The organism is Candidatus Paceibacterota bacterium (genome assembly GCA_028714635.1).
Taxonomy (GTDB): Bacteria; Patescibacteriota; Minisyncoccia; order Phycocordibacterales; family JAQTLZ01; genus JAQTLZ01.
Genome location: JAQTLZ010000001.1, coordinates 67,036 through 82,994, shown reverse-complemented (window position 1 = coordinate 82,994; position 15,959 = coordinate 67,036). Strand labels below are relative to the sequence as shown.

Annotated in this window: 18 protein-coding genes; 7 read left to right on the top strand and 11 right to left on the bottom strand. The window is 45.5% G+C overall.

Annotated elements, in window-relative coordinates; translation table 11 throughout:
• Positions 1-6: 6 nt before the first annotated feature.
• Together PHS53_00400 and PHS53_00395 are read right to left on the bottom strand one after the other, a co-directional pair.
• Entirely contained in the window at positions 7-1,221 is a 1,215-nt protein-coding gene (locus PHS53_00400; GenBank protein MDD5356597.1) for a hypothetical protein, read from the bottom strand.
• A gap of 5 nt (positions 1,222-1,226) precedes the next feature.
• On the bottom strand, positions 1,227-3,014 hold the full coding sequence (locus tag PHS53_00395; protein MDD5356596.1) for a hypothetical protein: 1,788 nt from the start codon (positions 3,012-3,014) through the stop codon (positions 1,227-1,229).
• Positions 3,015-3,089: 75 nt separating this feature from the next.
• Here PHS53_00395 and PHS53_00390 point away from each other — a divergent pair, with 75 nt between their 5' ends.
• Positions 3,090-3,809 (top strand): glycosyltransferase family 2 protein, encoded by a 720-nt coding sequence (locus PHS53_00390; GenBank protein ID MDD5356595.1) that lies wholly within the window; start codon positions 3,090-3,092, stop codon positions 3,807-3,809.
• Between the two features lie 4 nt (positions 3,810-3,813).
• Here PHS53_00390 and PHS53_00385 read toward each other — a convergent pair whose 3' ends face one another.
• The 9 genes from PHS53_00385 to PHS53_00345 all read right to left on the bottom strand — a co-directional run bounded on the left by PHS53_00385 (position 3,814) and on the right by PHS53_00345 (position 10,964).
• Positions 3,814-4,410, bottom strand: a complete 597-nt coding sequence (locus PHS53_00385) for a hypothetical protein (protein ID MDD5356594.1) — start codon at positions 4,408-4,410, stop codon at positions 3,814-3,816.
• A 43-nt stretch (positions 4,411-4,453) separates the two neighbouring features.
• Positions 4,454-5,449, bottom strand: a complete 996-nt coding sequence (locus PHS53_00380) for a transketolase C-terminal domain-containing protein (GenBank protein ID MDD5356593.1) — start codon at positions 5,447-5,449, stop codon at positions 4,454-4,456.
• Between the two features lie 4 nt (positions 5,450-5,453).
• Positions 5,454-5,825 (bottom strand): hypothetical protein, encoded by a 372-nt coding sequence (locus PHS53_00375; GenBank protein ID MDD5356592.1) that lies wholly within the window; start codon positions 5,823-5,825, stop codon positions 5,454-5,456.
• 23 nt (positions 5,826-5,848) lie between these two features.
• Positions 5,849-6,718: a transketolase gene (locus tag PHS53_00370; GenBank protein MDD5356591.1), complete on the bottom strand. Its 870-nt coding sequence runs from the start codon at positions 6,716-6,718 to the stop codon at positions 5,849-5,851.
• A gap of 100 nt (positions 6,719-6,818) precedes the next feature.
• A complete protein-coding gene (locus PHS53_00365) occupies positions 6,819-7,535 on the bottom strand; it encodes a hypothetical protein (GenBank protein ID MDD5356590.1) in 717 nt (238 codons plus the stop codon).
• Positions 7,532-7,981, bottom strand: coding sequence for an RpiB/LacA/LacB family sugar-phosphate isomerase (locus tag PHS53_00360; protein ID MDD5356589.1), 450 nt, complete (start codon positions 7,979-7,981; stop codon positions 7,532-7,534). Before PHS53_00360 ends, PHS53_00365 begins: the two co-directional genes overlap by 4 nt.
• Positions 7,982-7,990: 9 nt before the next feature.
• A complete protein-coding gene (locus PHS53_00355; protein ID MDD5356588.1) occupies positions 7,991-8,779 on the bottom strand; it encodes a hypothetical protein in 789 nt (262 codons plus the stop codon).
• A gap of 1,557 nt (positions 8,780-10,336) precedes the next feature.
• Positions 10,337-10,756 (bottom strand): hypothetical protein, encoded by a 420-nt coding sequence (locus PHS53_00350; GenBank protein ID MDD5356587.1) that lies wholly within the window; start codon positions 10,754-10,756, stop codon positions 10,337-10,339.
• A gap of 13 nt (positions 10,757-10,769) precedes the next feature.
• Positions 10,770-10,964: a DUF5678 domain-containing protein gene (locus PHS53_00345; protein MDD5356586.1), complete on the bottom strand. Its 195-nt coding sequence runs from the start codon at positions 10,962-10,964 to the stop codon at positions 10,770-10,772.
• A gap of 102 nt (positions 10,965-11,066) precedes the next feature.
• On the opposite strand from PHS53_00345, the gene PHS53_00340 reads away from it, so the two are divergent.
• The 6 genes from PHS53_00340 (at position 11,067) to PHS53_00315 (ending at position 15,853) form a co-directional block, all read left to right on the top strand.
• Entirely contained in the window at positions 11,067-11,609 is a 543-nt protein-coding gene (locus tag PHS53_00340) for a hypothetical protein (protein ID MDD5356585.1), read from the top strand.
• 48 nt (positions 11,610-11,657) lie between these two features.
• A complete protein-coding gene (locus tag PHS53_00335) occupies positions 11,658-12,602 on the top strand; it encodes a replication-relaxation family protein (GenBank protein ID MDD5356584.1) in 945 nt (314 codons plus the stop codon).
• Between the two features lie 132 nt (positions 12,603-12,734).
• On the top strand, positions 12,735-13,469 hold the full coding sequence (locus tag PHS53_00330) for a hypothetical protein (GenBank protein ID MDD5356583.1): 735 nt from the start codon (positions 12,735-12,737) through the stop codon (positions 13,467-13,469).
• A gap of 24 nt (positions 13,470-13,493) precedes the next feature.
• Positions 13,494-14,549, top strand: coding sequence for a CHC2 zinc finger domain-containing protein (locus PHS53_00325; GenBank protein ID MDD5356582.1), 1,056 nt, complete (start codon positions 13,494-13,496; stop codon positions 14,547-14,549).
• Positions 14,550-14,575: 26 nt separating this feature from the next.
• Positions 14,576-14,878: a hypothetical protein gene (locus PHS53_00320; GenBank protein ID MDD5356581.1), complete on the top strand. Its 303-nt coding sequence runs from the start codon at positions 14,576-14,578 to the stop codon at positions 14,876-14,878.
• An 87-nt stretch (positions 14,879-14,965) separates the two neighbouring features.
• Positions 14,966-15,853 carry a hypothetical protein gene (locus PHS53_00315; protein MDD5356580.1) on the top strand — a complete coding sequence of 296 codons (888 nt, stop codon included), beginning with the start codon at positions 14,966-14,968 and terminating at the stop codon, positions 15,851-15,853.
• Positions 15,854-15,959: the final 106 nt, after the last annotated feature.

Here is a 15,959-nt window from a genome sequence, read left to right as displayed (position 1 = left end):
AACAAGCTACGGGGTCATAAGATTCGTCCAGCTGAAAACATAAAAAGTGTAGGCACTAATGGAAAATGAAACCGCGAAGAGGACGATTTCCGCCCATGAAAGTTTCGATTTCCCGTTCTCAAGAAAGATAACGAGCATCCAGGGAATAAGAATCATTGCGTATCTGTAAGAAACCTGCCAACCACCCGGGTTTCCATGCATCCAAAGAATAAAAGTCAGAACAAAAATTGCAATCCAAGCGCACCATTTTATCATCTTGTCCTTCGAGTTTCTGCGGAACAAAAGAAAAAGAAAAGGACAAAAGACAAATATAGATCCTCCCCAGCCGGTTGGAATGAAATAAGGAAAAAAGGAAATTTGTTTCCATCCACGGATAAGCATCTGCTCAAAATTTTCACGTATAGCATAGAGGGAAAAGAAGCCATGACGATATCCGGGTTCTTCAAGAATTCCAGGAATTCTTGAATACCCGAAATCAAGAGGAGAAGAAAATCTCAAAAAATTATAGCCTAACGTCGCCATTCCCAAAACAAAGGGCACGAAGAAAAAAGGAGCGACCTCCCAGAGAAACTCTTTGAGTGAGGTTGCATCTGATAGACGCCAGAAAATAAAGAGAAAAATCGGCAGGGTAATTATAATTTCAGTGCGATTCCCAAATGCGAGTGCAAAAAAGAGCCCCGCCCAAAAAGGCTTTTTGCGAAAAGTAAAATAAAGAGCTCCCAATTCGCCGAGCATCGCAAAGCCGAGTGCTAACTGCCATGAACTGGCAAATGAAAGATTCGCCCAACTCCATGTTCCAAATATCGGAAATAAAGAAAAGAGAATACGGCGAAAAATCGACATCTCATAAAAACCACAAAGAAGAAAGGAAAATAGGGTCACAAGGATTCCGATAATTGCCACAAGAGGTTGCGTTGGCTGATGAGGAATCACATCAAAATTTTTAAGAACAGCCCAAGGCAACATCACCAGAACACTTCCCAAAGGAAACACTGAAAAATACTGTCCTTGAAACGGAACAAGTTCGCCAAGCCAGGATGGACGCTCTGAAATTCCCAATTCACCGTGAGTAAAAGCTTCCGCTATCCTAAAAGTGTAATCATGCACAACATAGTGTCCTTTGGGTGAAAAAAATGACAAATAGCCGGACAAAATAATCACAAGCAAAAAAGCTGCAATTATCTCGTGTTTTTCGGCTAGATAGTGCAATAGACTCTTCATCCAATCTAAATCTTATAAAGCGTATACTCTCCCTCTTCGAATACTTTCTGAAAGCGGGCATCGAAATTTTTCTTGTCCGCTTTGAAATCTGAAACAGACCATGAATCGAAAAGTGCATATTTTGCATTATATTTTTGCGCCAAATCGCTTTTGGAAGGATTAGCGTAGAACTTCTTTATCTCCTCCTCACGCGCTCCGTAATTAATCCCATGCGTCCAAAGCCATCCCGGATATCCAACTAAGACTCCTCTCCCCGCCAATGAAGCGACAGGATTAAGATGAGTCGTGCCAGTAACGATAAGATCTCCCTCGGGAATATTTGTTTTTATAAAATCCGCGAGACGCAAAGCTGCGGGAGAAAAAATAACCGGCTCTTCTGGAATTGTTTTAATAAGTCTTGGCACTATCTCCAAAATACCCGAAAAAATCGAAAGAACTGTAAAAATAACCAGCAAAACTACTCCGAGAGTTTTTTTCTTGTCGTATATTTTAGAAAGTATAAAAAGGATAAATGGGACGGCAAAAAATTGGTAGTACTCGAAAATTTTATTGTTATCGAAGTCCCACGGCTGAAAGCGGAAAAGCTGTCCGATAACAAAAATGAGGAGACCAGTGAATCCGAGTAAAATGGGTAGTTCGGCTCGAGAAAAAATCTCTCGAACAAAATTCATCCGGTTTCGAAGCAAATACAAAAGCCAAGCGAGAAGAAAGGCAATAAGAATCGCACCAAAATTAAGAAAGGTGAAATGCACAAACACCCATGAAAATATCGAGCGAGGTGCGCCAGTAGGAAAATTCATTCCTCCAAATGCCGGCTCGCTCATCCAGCCAAGCCGGTATGAGATAAAAGTTGCGCTAGCACTAAAAACTGTTTTGGTTCCAACGAGATACCAGATCTGAGGTAGAGCAACAAGTCCGCCCAAAATAGCAATAAAAAGATATTTTTTGAAAAGATCGAACCTTTTGTAGAAAAGTGAGAAAAGTCCAAAAACTCCGAACACAATCGAAGCACAGACAAAGCTATGCGTATGCATAATCGGCAGAATCCCAAAAACTATCGCAGTCGCGATTATTAGCGAACGTTTTACCCGCCCCCTCTCCTGCCACATCTTTATAAGCAACAAAAGAAATAAAGAAAAACCAAAAAGTCCCGGAAGAAACGCTCTTTGATGCAAAAAGGATAACACCATCGGAGTTCCGAAGATAACACTCTGCTCTGGATAGGCATCCTGCCATATGACAGTTGTTGAAAGATTGTTGTGCGAAAGATATTCGAAAAGCGCTACTGGTCCCATTTTATCCTGATATGCTTTTTGCAAGAATCCATATCCGGCAAATCCGGTACCGAGAAAAAAGATAAAAAGTCCTAAAACTGCGTATCTCGCTTTTCCAATGCATTTTTTATAGATCTGATAGACGAGACAAGCATTCAGAAAGATAAAAATGTACGCGGGTAAAAGGAATGAGAAGACGAGCGAACCCGTAATACGCACAAGCATTCCACTTAGAAAATTGATGAAAAATGGATAGTGAAGTTTTTCTCCCAAAAATGTCGGTTCATTGAGATTTGTGAGCGAACTATAGCCAAATTTGGTCACTTGGGTGAGGTGATATGGGGTGTCGCCATAGCCGTAAAAAGTGCTATGGAGCGATCCTCCCGAATCAAAAAAGAGCACATGGGACATGAGGTAAAAATGGATGCAAAGAAAAACAACAAATGCCACAAAAACTACCCATTGCGTACGAGTGGTGTCGCCAAAAAATGAGCGAATTTTGTTAAAAAAAATCGGCATACAATTTCCTTGGTCTCTATTATAGCTTGATTTCACGGACTATTCCATTTGCCGAAAAGCTGATAGTCTAGATGCATGAAAGAATTTTCGCTATCGGTTTTCTTCCCCGCTCACAATGAAGAAGGCAACATCAAAGAGACACTTCTCGATGCTATAAAAACAATAGACTCAATTCCTGAAATCAGAAAATCAGAAGTCATTGTCATTGATGATGGAAGCACCGATAAGACAGCGGAGATTGTGCGAGAGGTCATGGTCAGAGAACCTCGCGTGCGCCTCATAAGTCATGAGAAGAATATGGGCTACGGCAGTGCGCTTCAAAGCGGTATCAAGTCATCAGCTCTCGAATATGTATTTTTCACGGACGCAGATCTCCAATTTTATATGGAAGAAATAAAGAGGCTTATACCTTTCATACCCGCATACGATGTGGTGATCGGATACCGAGAAAAGCGGATGGATCATTTTATGCGCCTAGTGAACGCGAAGGGATGGAATATCTTGAATCGAGTAATGTTTGGGCTCAAGGTCAAGGATATCGACTGCGCGTTCAAACTTTTCAGACGAATGGCGCTCGAAGATATCACAATCACCTCCCACGGAGCAATGATCAGCGCTGAAATTCTCATCAAACTAAAACAGAAAGGTTACAAAATAAAAGAAGTGGCTGTGAGCCACAGAATGCGAATGCGGGGGAAAATGAGTGGAGCAAAACCAAGCGTAATTGTAAAAGCATTTATGGAACTTATTCAGCTTTTCCGAAGCGGAGAACTAAAAGATGCGCCTAAAAAATGAAGTGTCAGTAGTTTGTCGGCTGTTGGGAGACTGGAAGTTCGTAATAGCCAGCACTATTGGATCTAAGGCTCCCGTCTAGGGATTCCGGAGTTGGCCTAACAACGCCTGAAGATACAGTATCAGAATCTTCCACTAATACCGACGTCATGCAAGACGTAACGAGAGCTGATGGCCCATTGGGTGCATTATTAACAAATATTGTAAATTTGTAATAATTTACACCAAGTCTATTCGGTGTTACCGGTATCGCATCATATTTAGTGCTTGAATAACTTGTATTTAAGCGAGAACCGTTGGTAATGTCATACCATTCGTAAATATGTCCCTTACTTAATAGACTGTCGTCTTGAATGACTGCTACAAGAGTGGACGAATTTCCAGGTTTTATGGTTGTCGGATTTGCATAGCAGGTGAGACTCCGAGGCTTTGTCGCCAGCAGATTCCTTACAGCCACAGGAGGTCTCGGGGGCGACTTGGTTCTATTTTTAAACCATTCAAAAATATCAAATCCACCTGAAGCGAGGGAATGCGTGTTTATTTTCTGGGAAAACTTCGATGCAACTATTCCCCCAAAAACAATAGCTAAGATTAATACTATCAAGACAACTTCTCTCTTCTTTATTTTGAAATATTTCATAATAATTTTATTTTTTTCTCTGGAGAACTTCTTTAACTGCGTTCTCAATTGCGACCTCGTCCATCCCATAGTGTTTAATGAGTTCCTCCATCGTTCCTGATTGGCCGAATTGGTCGTGAACACCGATAAATTCTTGCGGAGTTGGAAGCCATTTTGCCAGACATTCTGCTACTGCCGAACCCATTCCTCCGGCAATTTGATGCTCTTCAACAGTTACAATCGCACCGGTTTCTTTTGCTAAATTCAAAATTGCTTCAGTATCGAGGGGCTTGATTGTTGCGAGATTTACTACTTTGACCGAAATTCCTTTATCGGAAAGTGTGTGAGCAACCCGAAGTGCGCGGGCAACAAGGGCACCCGTTGCAATAATCCCCACTTGAGCTTTTTTCTCCGGAGCGAAGAAAACTTGCGCCTTCCCTATTTCGAACGGAGTGTCTTCGGTTGTGATGATCGGAGTTTTTTCTCGAGCAAGCCGCAAATAGACTGGCGTGCCGTTTTTTGCCGCCGCAATGGTCGCTTTTTTGGCCTCAATAGCATCGCACGGAGAAAGCACTACCATTCGGGGCATGACGCGCATCAGAGCGATATCTTCGATGGCTTGATGTGTTCCACCGTCTGGACCAACAGAAATTCCCGCATGAGAACCGACGATTTTTACCGGTCGATCATTATAGGTGATTGTGGTGCGGATCTGTTCCCAATTTCGCCCCGGAGAAAACATGGCGTATGAGCTGACAAATGGAATCTTTCCCATCGCTGCCATTCCTGATGCTACAGTCACCAAATTCTGCTCCGCTACCCCAACTTCGATAAATCGCTTTGGAAATTCCTTGGCAAAGAGATCCATCTTGGTGGATTCGGTAAGGTCAGCGCAAAGCGCAACAACTTGCTCATCCGCTTTTCCAGCAATAAGCAAACCCTCTCCGAACCCCTTGCGTATTGGAGCTTGCTCGACATCTTTATCGAATATTTTACTATTTAGTTTTGCAGTTTGGTTTAACATTTAATCAATGATGAAAACCAGTTGAAAGTAAGATAAACACGCCCAAGAAAAAAGATAAGAAATAAATCAAAAACAATCCTTTTAAAATAATCATGGATTTTTGAGCAGGTTCTAGCACAACACCTTGCAATCTCCCCCGACCTCGTAAAAACAAAAAAAGTGGAACCAAAATCAAGTCGCCAAAAGAACAAAGAATCAAGAGGAGTGCTACGATTTTTTCATAAAATACGAATGAAGACGAATCAGAAGAAAGGAGATCCACCCTAAAAAGAATGAGTAGCAAAAATGGCGCTACAATAAGCAGAGCAACTATATTTACTGCCATCAATAACCCTCGCAATCCTTTCAAAAATTGACGATTTATTGGTATTGCCATTTTTAATCTATAAAATAATAATTTTATTCATGCTCACTCTTAATTTTCCCTCCCAACGTTCGTAATTCCTTCAAAGCCATCGCAGCCTCCTCTTTATTCGGCGGTTTGCCGTGCCATTCGTATTTTCGCTCGAATTCTTTAACGCCTTTTCCGGGAATCGTGTGAGCAATGATCATCTTTGGTTTCTCAAAGATCGCTTTTGCTTGTTCCACCGCATCCACAATTTCTCGCATATCGTGCCCGTCAATTTCGATGACGTGCCAGTTGAACGCTTCGTATTTCGCCCGCACGCTTTCAAGCGGCATGATGTCCTCGGTAAAGCCGTCGATCTGGATATTGTTTCTGTCCATTATGGCGATGAGATTGTGGAGCTTTTCTTTGCCAGCCATAAGCACCGCTTCCCAGGTATTTCCTTCGTCGTGCTCGCCGTCGGATGTTAATGCATAGATAAATCGGTCGCCTGAGACACCTTTGTCCATTCTATCTGCGAGAGCCATACCAACAGCTTGCGATAACCCAGCGCCGAGCGGGCCAGAGCTTGTCTCGACAATCGGCAGATATTCCCGATGTGGATGACCTTGAAGTCGCGTTCCAAATTTGCGAAGTGTGAGGAGCTCTTTGACTGGAAAATATCCGGCATGAGCGAGTGTCGAATAGTAGACTGGGCAAATGTGACCGTTTGAGAGCACAAGCCGGTCGCGTTCTGCCCAATCCGGTTTTTTCGGATCATGTTTAAGAATATGAAAATATAAAGCGGTAAAAATATCTGCCATGCCAAGCGGCCCTGCAGTATGCCCGCTCCCCGCTTCAACAAGCATTTCAATAATACTTATGCGAATGAGGTTAGCTTGCAACTCTAACTCCTTTATTCTGCTGTCAGTTAAAGTACTCATAGAAATTTATATTACCACCTCTCGCCCCGTAGCCAGCTTTGCTGTGGTACCGGGGGAATTCGCCTGAAGCTCGAGCTCTTTTACTTTTTGGTCAGAAAGATCAGACATTTTTTGCATCGTGAGCTAATTTTTTCAGCTCTCGGATTATTTCGGCGGGATTTTCGCTATTCAAAATAACCGAACCGGCTATAAGTCTGTCTGCTCCGGCTTTTACAAGTGCCTGTGCGGTTGTTAAATTGACACCCCCGTCAACACTTATTATAACGTCCTCGTGGCTTTTTCTTAATGTTGATATCTTTTCGAGCACTCGTTCATCAAAAGACTGGCCTTGATAGCCCACTTTTCGGATTCCCATAAACTGAACAAAATCAACGCTATCTACAAATGGCTCGATTGCTTCGTTTGGAGTAGAGACGTTCAGTGCAATGCCAAGCTCTGGCGCGACAGAAAATTCACTGCTTCTGCCATACTTTTCATCAAATTTTTTTAAGATCGCACCGAAATCTTTCGTACTTTCAATGTGCACCACAATTCGCGCGGCACCTATCTGCACAAAGTCATCAATTCTTTCTTCCGGATTCTCGATCATAAGATCAAATTCAAAATCCATTTCTTCCCAGTTCGGCATTCCCTCTTTCTCTTCGAGCATCGCTTTGAAATGCATGTCTTCCTTTCCGTATGGCCAAGTAGATGATGGTACAAATTTCCCATCGCAAATATCTATTTGTGCGAGAGATGTAATTCCAGCCAATCGAGAAAGCGTCTCGGAAAGAGACACGTAGTCTTTTGCTAAAACTGCGGGAATTATTTCAGTCATGTTTGGTCGTCAATTTCCTTAATTCTACGCACATGTCGAGCGTCTCCGGAAAATGGAGTTGAGAGCCAGAGCTTCACTGCTTCTTTTGCGTCTTTCTCACTAATAAATCGTGCACCGAGGGAGAAAATATTTGCATCATTATGCTCGCGTGAAAGTTTTACAATTTCCAAATTCCCGCCGTAATATTCCGCGGCTCTGATGCCCCCGATTTTATTTGCAACAATAGCTTCGCCTTCACCAGAACCCCCAATAACAATGCCTTTTGAATCTTTTAAATCTGCGCTGACAGCCTTAGCGACAGGCAAAATATAATCAGGAAAATCATCTTTTAGATCCAGTGTCTTCGCCCCGCAATCAATCACTTCATAGCCTAATTTTTCTACAAAGGGAATAAGCGTATTTTTTAATTCAAACCCTGCATGATCGGAACCAATGTAGATTTTCATTTTTAAAAACTAAAAAATATAAGTAAAAAGAGTCAGGATTAGAAAAATAGGCATACCTATAATTACGCTTACAAGATTGTTTATTAAGCTCAACCTCATTGATTGTCCTAGAGTCAGTGTCTTTCTTCCGACAAAATAGATAAAATATGCTTCAAAAAATACTGCAAAAATTTCTGAGATTAGTATACTCATAAAACCCAGTATTGATGCTAGTAAAGGAAAGAAAAACCAGACGAAAGGTAAAGATATTATGTTTGCGAAAAGAACAATAAGGAGGATTTTTTTTGGTTTCTGCCATCTGGAAATAAGCAACCACGTGGTCAGTAACTCCAAAGCTATCGTTATAAGAAATGCCAGAGTGAATGACGATACCTGATCTCTTTCGAAAAAGAATGTTGTATCAGTAAGCTTAGCTGAGCCATCCGTGTATAATTCAGCCTTATAATCAGCATTGAAATTTGACCTTAAGATTTCATTCGTAATAAAGACCTTATTAAGACTGGGAATAAAAATAGCTAATTTGAATTCGCTAGGATAGCCGAAACTTTCCATCCCACATTTACTATTTGAGCAAAGTCTCATTGGATAATAAGGCTCCCAAGAGCACTTCCTTGCAGAGTCAAATTGTGAGATATTCAATAACTGGGGGATTGGCTTTGCAAAATATAAAATCTGATACGATTTCTCGTTGTATGACTGTTTAAAATTACCGCAAAGTAATACTTCCTCATGAAATTTCTGATCGGGAATGGCTTTCTGACCATATGTGACATAAACAGTTTGTGTTCCTGGAGGCATAGGAAACATATCCGCGTTTACAATCTTTGGTAAGAAAATACAAGCGGATAGAGCGAAAAATAAAAGAAAAATATATCTCTGCATAAAATTTACTTCCCCATCTCAAGCACATGCCAAATAAGAGAGTGCGTATACCCGACTTCATTGTGGTGCCATGCTGATATTGCCATTGCTTTAGATTAACACAAATCCCGCGTTGTTTGAATTACCTCCGCTCGCTTGTCTACAAAATTCGCAATTCTTATTGTGACCTTTGCAGACGAGCGAATATTCTTTTTTCAACGAACATTTATCTCTGCTGGAATTATTTACTTGGTCTTAGTTTTTGGCAAGAGACAAAGTGACAGCACACAATCGCAGGACACGTTCGTCAATATGTCTGGCGTCTGCGGGCGACTCCAACAAATCTTTCCAAGTTTGCAAATTCATTTCCTTTCTCATCTTCATTCTCTACTTAATTCTCTTATTAGGTTTATCATTTCTGAAGCGAGGTTTATCACTTTTGAAGGGAGGTTCGGCGGAAATGATAAAGCTGTGGATTAGCAAATCTGTTGAACCTGTGGATTTCTTGAGGATTAGCACACACGTCTCCCTTTACGGCATAATTGATTTATCCACTTGATTGAAAACACAGAAAGAACTATGATTCAAATATGTTATTCTGGTTAGTAGGCAGAAAAGGAAAGAGTATAATTGCATTTACCTTCATTCTGTTATTTTTTCTTGGTCTTCTTTGGCTTGTAATAAGTAGTCCAGATACCCCCGCGCAAATCTGGTGGTTTCTTGTCGCGTTGTTATGTATTTTAGTCTGGATTTGGATTCGTGGTATACGGGTTTATGTATGGATAAAGAAGGAAAAGGTTTGACTTTCTATCCACTTTTTTGATATGGTATCTGCCCGTACCGAAGGGTATAATAAAAACACATTACATCCCGCTAAAGATGTAATGCGTTGAAAGCTTAAGCTTTCACTGACGTTTGAATGAAAACGCTCTTAACCTTAATAGGTGGGGGCGTTTTCTGTTTCTTCCCCAGTGGCCAGCAAATTCTCTGGCCTCGGGCATCAATACAGCACTCAAGTGCTATACATCCGCCGACAATGAAAGTTTTCATTGTTATTTTTTTGAGCTTTATTTTGGAGCTTGCTGAATTAGCTAGAGCTATTTAAATCCACCCAAAATAAAAAACTCTTATCCTGAATCGGAGTATCAAGGAACACTCATTTCGTAGAAAGAATGCGCCTCAACTTGTAGGAGTATAAGGTTTTATCCTGATACCCCGATTCAAAACGAGAGTTTTTACTTTTACAATATCGGTTTTTCTCTTACTAATGACTGTTCACCATAACACTCCTACAAGGAGAATTATACCGCATTACCTATTTTCATTGCAACAGTATTTGTGATAGGATACTCGTTACGAAACAATCTTCGGGAAATATCAAGATTCTCTCTACTATCAAGCGTGTAATATCATTCCGAGTGAAAAGGAAAGACGCATTTCTCCGGATTCTGTCCCGGAACAGTGTGTCTTGATTTAAGCCGATAAACCCGAGGCTTACTCCTTTGTCTTTTGTGTTTCGTCAACCAGTTCAATCTCCCCCTTCACTTTTCGAAATTTTATCGCAAACGAATCGAAAAATCCTTTCTGACCAAAGACACCATACCCCAACCGTGACAGTGTCGGCATGAAGGCCACTTCCAGATCATATTTCCAGCCGCCGACATTGATGCTGACCGGATGTATCCAGTAGTCCTGCTGTTCGCCTTGCGTAATGCCTCCAACAGTTCCTTTTCTTCCAGTTGTAATATCTTCGATTCCAATCAATTCGGCGATTTCTGCGTGAAAGATACAAATATCAGCGCCAGAATCTATAAGCGCAAAGTAGTTGATTGCTTGCCCTCCGTTATGACTTACCTCTACCTGAATAATCGGGCGAACGTGTCCCGTCGCCAACTTCTTGTACGAGAATTTCATTTTAGAGCAGGTACTAGAGAGCACCGACAAACGCGGTCAGTTTGTCCGGTACGCGAGTAAGGAGCGGGTGAGAATAGCCCTTTTTGAGAGCAGCTTGGAATGCCTCTTTTGCGGTCTTGCCGCTGGCGACGACAGAGGTCTCGTCATCCTTGAGAGCTACCCACATTCCCTTATATTTCTCAATCAAATGTGTCCAGTTGATTATCATAGTATTTATTATATTACCACACTTTATAATTATTACAACGTATGAGATCACGTTCTGTGACATCAAATTGTAATTACAAACAAGCGGAGCTCCTTATTTCCAATGCAAAGCCTGACAACAAGTTCGACTCCTGTTGATAAGCTTTGCATCGCCTTCACATCCTGCACGAATTTCTATTGTCCCATCTCCAAAACATGCCAGATTAAAGAATGGGTATACCACAACTTCACCACGGATAGTTTCGCGGCTATTCTTGCCGAGGCCCGCAAATACCGGCTCTGTTTGACGCTCAGTCACCAGTACATGGACCAGCTTACCAATGAAGTCCGCACGGCGATTCTTGGCAATGTCGGCAGCATCATTTCTTTCCGGGTTGGAAGCACTGACGCCGAGATTTTGGAAAAAGAATTCGGCAACGCGTTCCGCTCAACTCAGTTTATGGATTTGAACAACTATGACACGTACATGAAGATCCTTGACGGCGGAGTTCACGGCGAGCCATTTCTCGCCACGACCTATCCCCCGTCCGGCACGCGCTACGGCAAAAAGGAAAACATGATTCGGCGTTCGCGGGAGCGCTACGCCATGCCACGGGCAGTGATTGAAGATAAAATCGAGCGCTGGAGCAAAAATGGTATGAAGTAACCGGCGAGAAGATAGCCATGCTGTTTTTGCTTGTATAATTCCTCCGCCATGACTGAAGCATCTTCGCGCAGGCCGCGTTTCGAGCGATCCCATGAAGCGCCCGCCTTTCATATTACGGAGCGAGACATGGAAATTATCAAGCAGGTCTACAAGCACCGCTTTCTACGCTCCGACCAAATCGCCGCGCTTTGCGGCGGCAGTCCGCGGAACATTTTGCGCCGCCTTCAGCTTCTCTATCACGCCCGCTTCCTTGACCGCCCGCGCGCGCAGATCGACTACTATAGGCAGAACGGCAATCAGACAATGGTCTACGCTCTTGGAAACCGTGGCGCGGATGTTCTGTCCGCGCGCTTCTCAATCCCCCGCCGCAAGATCGACTGGCAGGCCAAAAACCACTCGGCGAAGCGGCCTTTCTTGCAGCATACGCTCCTGGTTGCCGAAGTAATGCTGAAATTGGAAACGGGAAGCAAGCGCGCCAATGTACGGATCATCGACAGTGAAGAAATTCTTGCCCAATGTCCCGAAGAAACAAAACATAGGCACAACCCGTTCAAATGGAATGTGCGGTGCAGTTACAACGGCGTTCCGCTGTCGCTTGGCGTCCACCCGGACAAGGTTTTCGGACTTCACTTTCAGGACCAAAACAACCCTGCATATTTCTTTTTGGAAGCCGACCGGGCCACGATGCCCGTCGCGCGCGAAGGCTTTGAACGAACTTCCCTCTTTCGCAAAATGCTTGCGTATCAGGAATCGTGGAAACAAGGGCTGCACGAACGCCACTTCAACATCAGGCGCTTTTGCGTCTTGATCGTGACTACAAGCCAGGCGCGCATCAAGACCTTGCTCGAAGCGAACCGGCAATTCAGCCAGGGCAAAGGCTCACGGCTTTTCCTCTTTGCCGATACATCGTTTCTAAATTCGGAGAATACTTTGACCGCCCCACTGCTCAATGGCGCATCGGAAAGCACCACGCTCCTGGACATTATTCAATAGTTGTTGTGCATTGCGTGCCAACATTGACATTAAAAACGATTTCAATGTTACCCTTTTTTCAGTTCAGTTCATTTGACAATTCAGTTTCGGCAAAAGGCGCGTGACAACCGCCGCATTCAAAGGAGGGATTGCATGAAGTCACGCAAGGAAAGAGAGGAGCATGAGCGCGCCAAGCGGCTCATTACCCTGGCCCGCTATCGCTGCGCATTGCTGCGCATTCGCATGATAAAGAGCGCGCTTGAACGAAATGGATATGCTGAAAACAACGTTCCCGCGCTCGCCAAGCAGTTGCTCTTCTATTCCGCTCCAAGCTGGTTTGCACAGAGCGAACGGAGTGCAATCGAAAATACAGTCGCTCTGGCCCGAAAGTGCATTGCAGCGGCGTTTTCCAACGCAGACGTGCAGCGGGCAATCGAACGGCGGTTAATGACTGTCACGGAAATCTACAGGCATACTCCAATCGCATTGGAATTTGAGCACGCGGCTTCTGTCTCTGACCTGGGAACCTGCGTGTCATGCAGTGGAACGAAGAATTCGTTCGGGCGCTGTATTGGTTTGAGTCCGCTTGATGTTGAGACGCCATGCGATCACGAGCGCATCCTCTACCTGTATCGTCGTACCAGTCCATATAACCGGCGCGTGGAACAACGCGCGTACCTTAAAGAGAAACTGAAGAAGCATCGGACGCTTGTGGCGCTCGCTATGCGCAACAGCAAGAGCGAGTTCATCCGGGACCACGGCGCCACGGCAGAAATCATCGAGCGCACCTTCAGAATGCCGTTAGGTCAGTTCTGGCGAGTTGCACGCGGCAAGGAGTTCATAGAATTTCCTAATTGGCCCGTGCAGCTCTTACTTCCATTCGAATAGCCCACAACAGAAAGGAGAACAGTCATGCCAAAAGGCAAGGGAGAGTTTGTCGATTTCAAGCAGGTCAAGCAGTCCGTGACGATCCTGCAGATTTTGGATCATTACGGCATCACGGCGAGCCTCAAGCGAACCGGCGATACGTTGAACGGCCCGTGTCCGCTGCATGGCGGACACAACCCGACGCAGTTTCGAGTGAGCGTAGCGAAGAACTGCTACAACTGTTTCGGGGAATGCCAAGCAGGCGGCAACATTCTGGATTTCGTGGCAAAGAAAGAGAACGTGAACATCCGTAATGCCGCGCTCTTGATTCAGAAGTGGTTTTCGGTCGATTCATCCAAGGGGAAAAAGCCCGCGGAGAATACGCCGAAGGCACCGGCCACGTCAGAACCACAGAAGCCAGCATGCCCGCCGGTCGAAAAGCCGGAGCCAACAAGTCCGCCAGCGGAGACACCAAAGCAGCAGGAAGAATCCGACGCGCCCAACAAGCCGCTCGGATTTGCATTGAAGAATCTCAACACGGCGCATCCGTATTTGCAAGAACGCGGACTCACGAAAGAGACCGTTGAAACGTTTGGCCTCGGCTTCTGTGAGAAAGGCACCATGACCGGGCGGATCGTCATTCCGATTCACAATATCGGTGGCGAGCTTGTCGGTTATGCCGGACGCTTTCCTGGCACGCCGTCGGACGACACACCGAAGTACAAGCTCCCCAAAGGATTCAGGAAGAACGTGGAAGTCTTCAATCTGCACCGCGCAGCCAAGGCGGAACCGGGTGCGCCGCTGGTCGTGGTCGAAGGATATTTCGGATGCTTCACAGTATGGCAAGCCGGCATTCACAGAGTAGTAGCCATCACCGGCTGGTTTCTTTCGGACGTGCAAGCCGCTTTGATTGCCCAGGTGGTTGGCAAGAATGGCAGAGTTATCTTCATGCTCGACGCCGGCAAAGTCGGGCAAGCCGGCCAGGAGCAGGCGCTCGTTAAGCTGGCATCGAAGGTTTTTGTCCAGACGGTCGCCTTAAAGCCGGAACGGCCGCAGCCCGACCAGCTTTCCCCCACCGAAATTCTTGAACTCTTGCAGTGAGCGGCATCACATCGAAAGGAGGTCGCATGCCAGTAGCCAAACAACATCGTGCGGCTTCCCAGCCGGAGCCGCTTGAACTCGGACAAGTCGTCATCACCGCCGCCGCAAACGCCGTGCTGTCACCGGAAGAAGTCCTGCGTGCCATCAGCCGCCATGCTTATGGAGACTGGGGCGATCTGGATGCTGAGGACCGCAGCGCCAACAAACGGGCGCTCGTAAACGGCGAGCGGATCGTCTCGATTTACCATTCGATGAAGCGCACGAAGTTCTATGTCATCACCGAGTGGAACCGCATGTATACGACGGTGCTCCTGCCTGAGGATTATTGACTCAGTTCTTTTCTATTGCAGTTCAATGACCCCGCCGGGGTCATTTTCTTCCCAACACACTTAACACCCAATAGAAAGGAGGTGTCCGTGAAATACTACGGACGGGCGGAAGAGACCGCCCAAAAGATACTGGACGCATTCATGCGGGGCGATGTCGCCAAAGCCATCGCTCCCATCTTCGTGCGCCGGAAAGACTGTGTGCCCTGCCGCTCATGGTCGTGGGGCAATCAGTTGCTCTGCGCCCTCAACAATACGAACGATGCTCGCGGCATGAGGCAGTGGAACGCGGTTGAACGCACGGTGAAGAAAGGCGCAAAATCGTTCGATATCCTCGTGCCCATGACCAAAGCCGTCAAGGTCAAGGATGAAGAAACCGGCGAGGAAAAGGAAGTGCCGGTTCTCTTCGGTGTGAGAACCGCGCCAGTGTTCGCCATCGAAGTCACGGAGGGGGCGGCAATCCCGCCCGCAGACCCCGAAGTGTTACAGTGGATCAATTCTCTGCCGCTCCTCGACGTAGCCCGCGCATGGGGTTTGAATGTGGAAGCGTTTAATGGGAAGGAGGGCGGGGCGCTGGGCAAGTACGTTCGCGGCCAGCAGATCGCCCTTGGGGTGAAAAATCTATCCACATGGGCGCATGAGCTCATTCATGCCGCCGATGACCGCCTCGGCCACCTTATCGAACGCGGCCAGCACTGGCGCTCGGAGACCGTTGCCGAATTGGGCGGCGCGGTCCTGCTTGAAGCTTTGGGCTTCGAGCAGGAATCCGACCGCGGAGGCTGCTTCAAATATATTGAGCGCTATGCCGAAGCAGCGGACATCGCGCCGATGCAGGCGTGCCTGGACGTGTTGAAGCGAACGTGCGATGCCGTCAACTTGCTTTTGGCGGAGGCCGGGAAACTCACGTTGTCGCAACCCGCCAAACTGGAAACCATCAACACCCCCGGTCAGTCTCAGCCTTCGGCACAAGAAAAATAGCAACCGTTCACTGGTATTTTTGTTCTTTCACAAGCCCTTCTTTGAAAAAGAAGGGCTTTATCTTTTATCGCGCCGCCACAGCTTGCGGACGAGCAATCCGCCAAGA

Coding starts and splice junctions, on each gene's coding strand:
- PHS53_00400 (MDD5356597.1), bottom strand. CDS start 1,221: ATGAAGAGTCTATTGCACTATCTAGCCGAAAAACACGAGATAATTGCA.
- PHS53_00350 (MDD5356587.1), bottom strand. CDS start 10,756: ATGAAATTCTCGTACAAGAAGTTGGCGACGGGACACGTTCGCCCGATT.
- PHS53_00330 (MDD5356583.1), top strand. CDS start 12,735: ATGAAGTCACGCAAGGAAAGAGAGGAGCATGAGCGCGCCAAGCGGCTC.
- PHS53_00325 (MDD5356582.1), top strand. CDS start 13,494: ATGCCAAAAGGCAAGGGAGAGTTTGTCGATTTCAAGCAGGTCAAGCAG.
- PHS53_00390 (MDD5356595.1), top strand. CDS start 3,090: ATGAAAGAATTTTCGCTATCGGTTTTCTTCCCCGCTCACAATGAAGAA.
- PHS53_00375 (MDD5356592.1), bottom strand. CDS start 5,825: ATGGCAATACCAATAAATCGTCAATTTTTGAAAGGATTGCGAGGGTTA.
- PHS53_00370 (MDD5356591.1), bottom strand. CDS start 6,718: ATGAGTACTTTAACTGACAGCAGAATAAAGGAGTTAGAGTTGCAAGCT.
- PHS53_00380 (MDD5356593.1), bottom strand. CDS start 5,449: ATGTTAAACCAAACTGCAAAACTAAATAGTAAAATATTCGATAAAGAT.
- PHS53_00355 (MDD5356588.1), bottom strand. CDS start 8,779: ATGCCTCCAGGAACACAAACTGTTTATGTCACATATGGTCAGAAAGCC.
- PHS53_00320 (MDD5356581.1), top strand. CDS start 14,576: ATGCCAGTAGCCAAACAACATCGTGCGGCTTCCCAGCCGGAGCCGCTT.
- PHS53_00360 (MDD5356589.1), bottom strand. CDS start 7,981: ATGAAAATCTACATTGGTTCCGATCATGCAGGGTTTGAATTAAAAAAT.
- PHS53_00395 (MDD5356596.1), bottom strand. CDS start 3,014: ATGCCGATTTTTTTTAACAAAATTCGCTCATTTTTTGGCGACACCACT.
- PHS53_00365 (MDD5356590.1), bottom strand. CDS start 7,535: ATGACTGAAATAATTCCCGCAGTTTTAGCAAAAGACTACGTGTCTCTT.
- PHS53_00335 (MDD5356584.1), top strand. CDS start 11,658: ATGACTGAAGCATCTTCGCGCAGGCCGCGTTTCGAGCGATCCCATGAA.
- PHS53_00345 (MDD5356586.1), bottom strand. CDS start 10,964: ATGATAATCAACTGGACACATTTGATTGAGAAATATAAGGGAATGTGG.
- PHS53_00340 (MDD5356585.1), top strand. CDS start 11,067: ATGCAAAGCCTGACAACAAGTTCGACTCCTGTTGATAAGCTTTGCATC.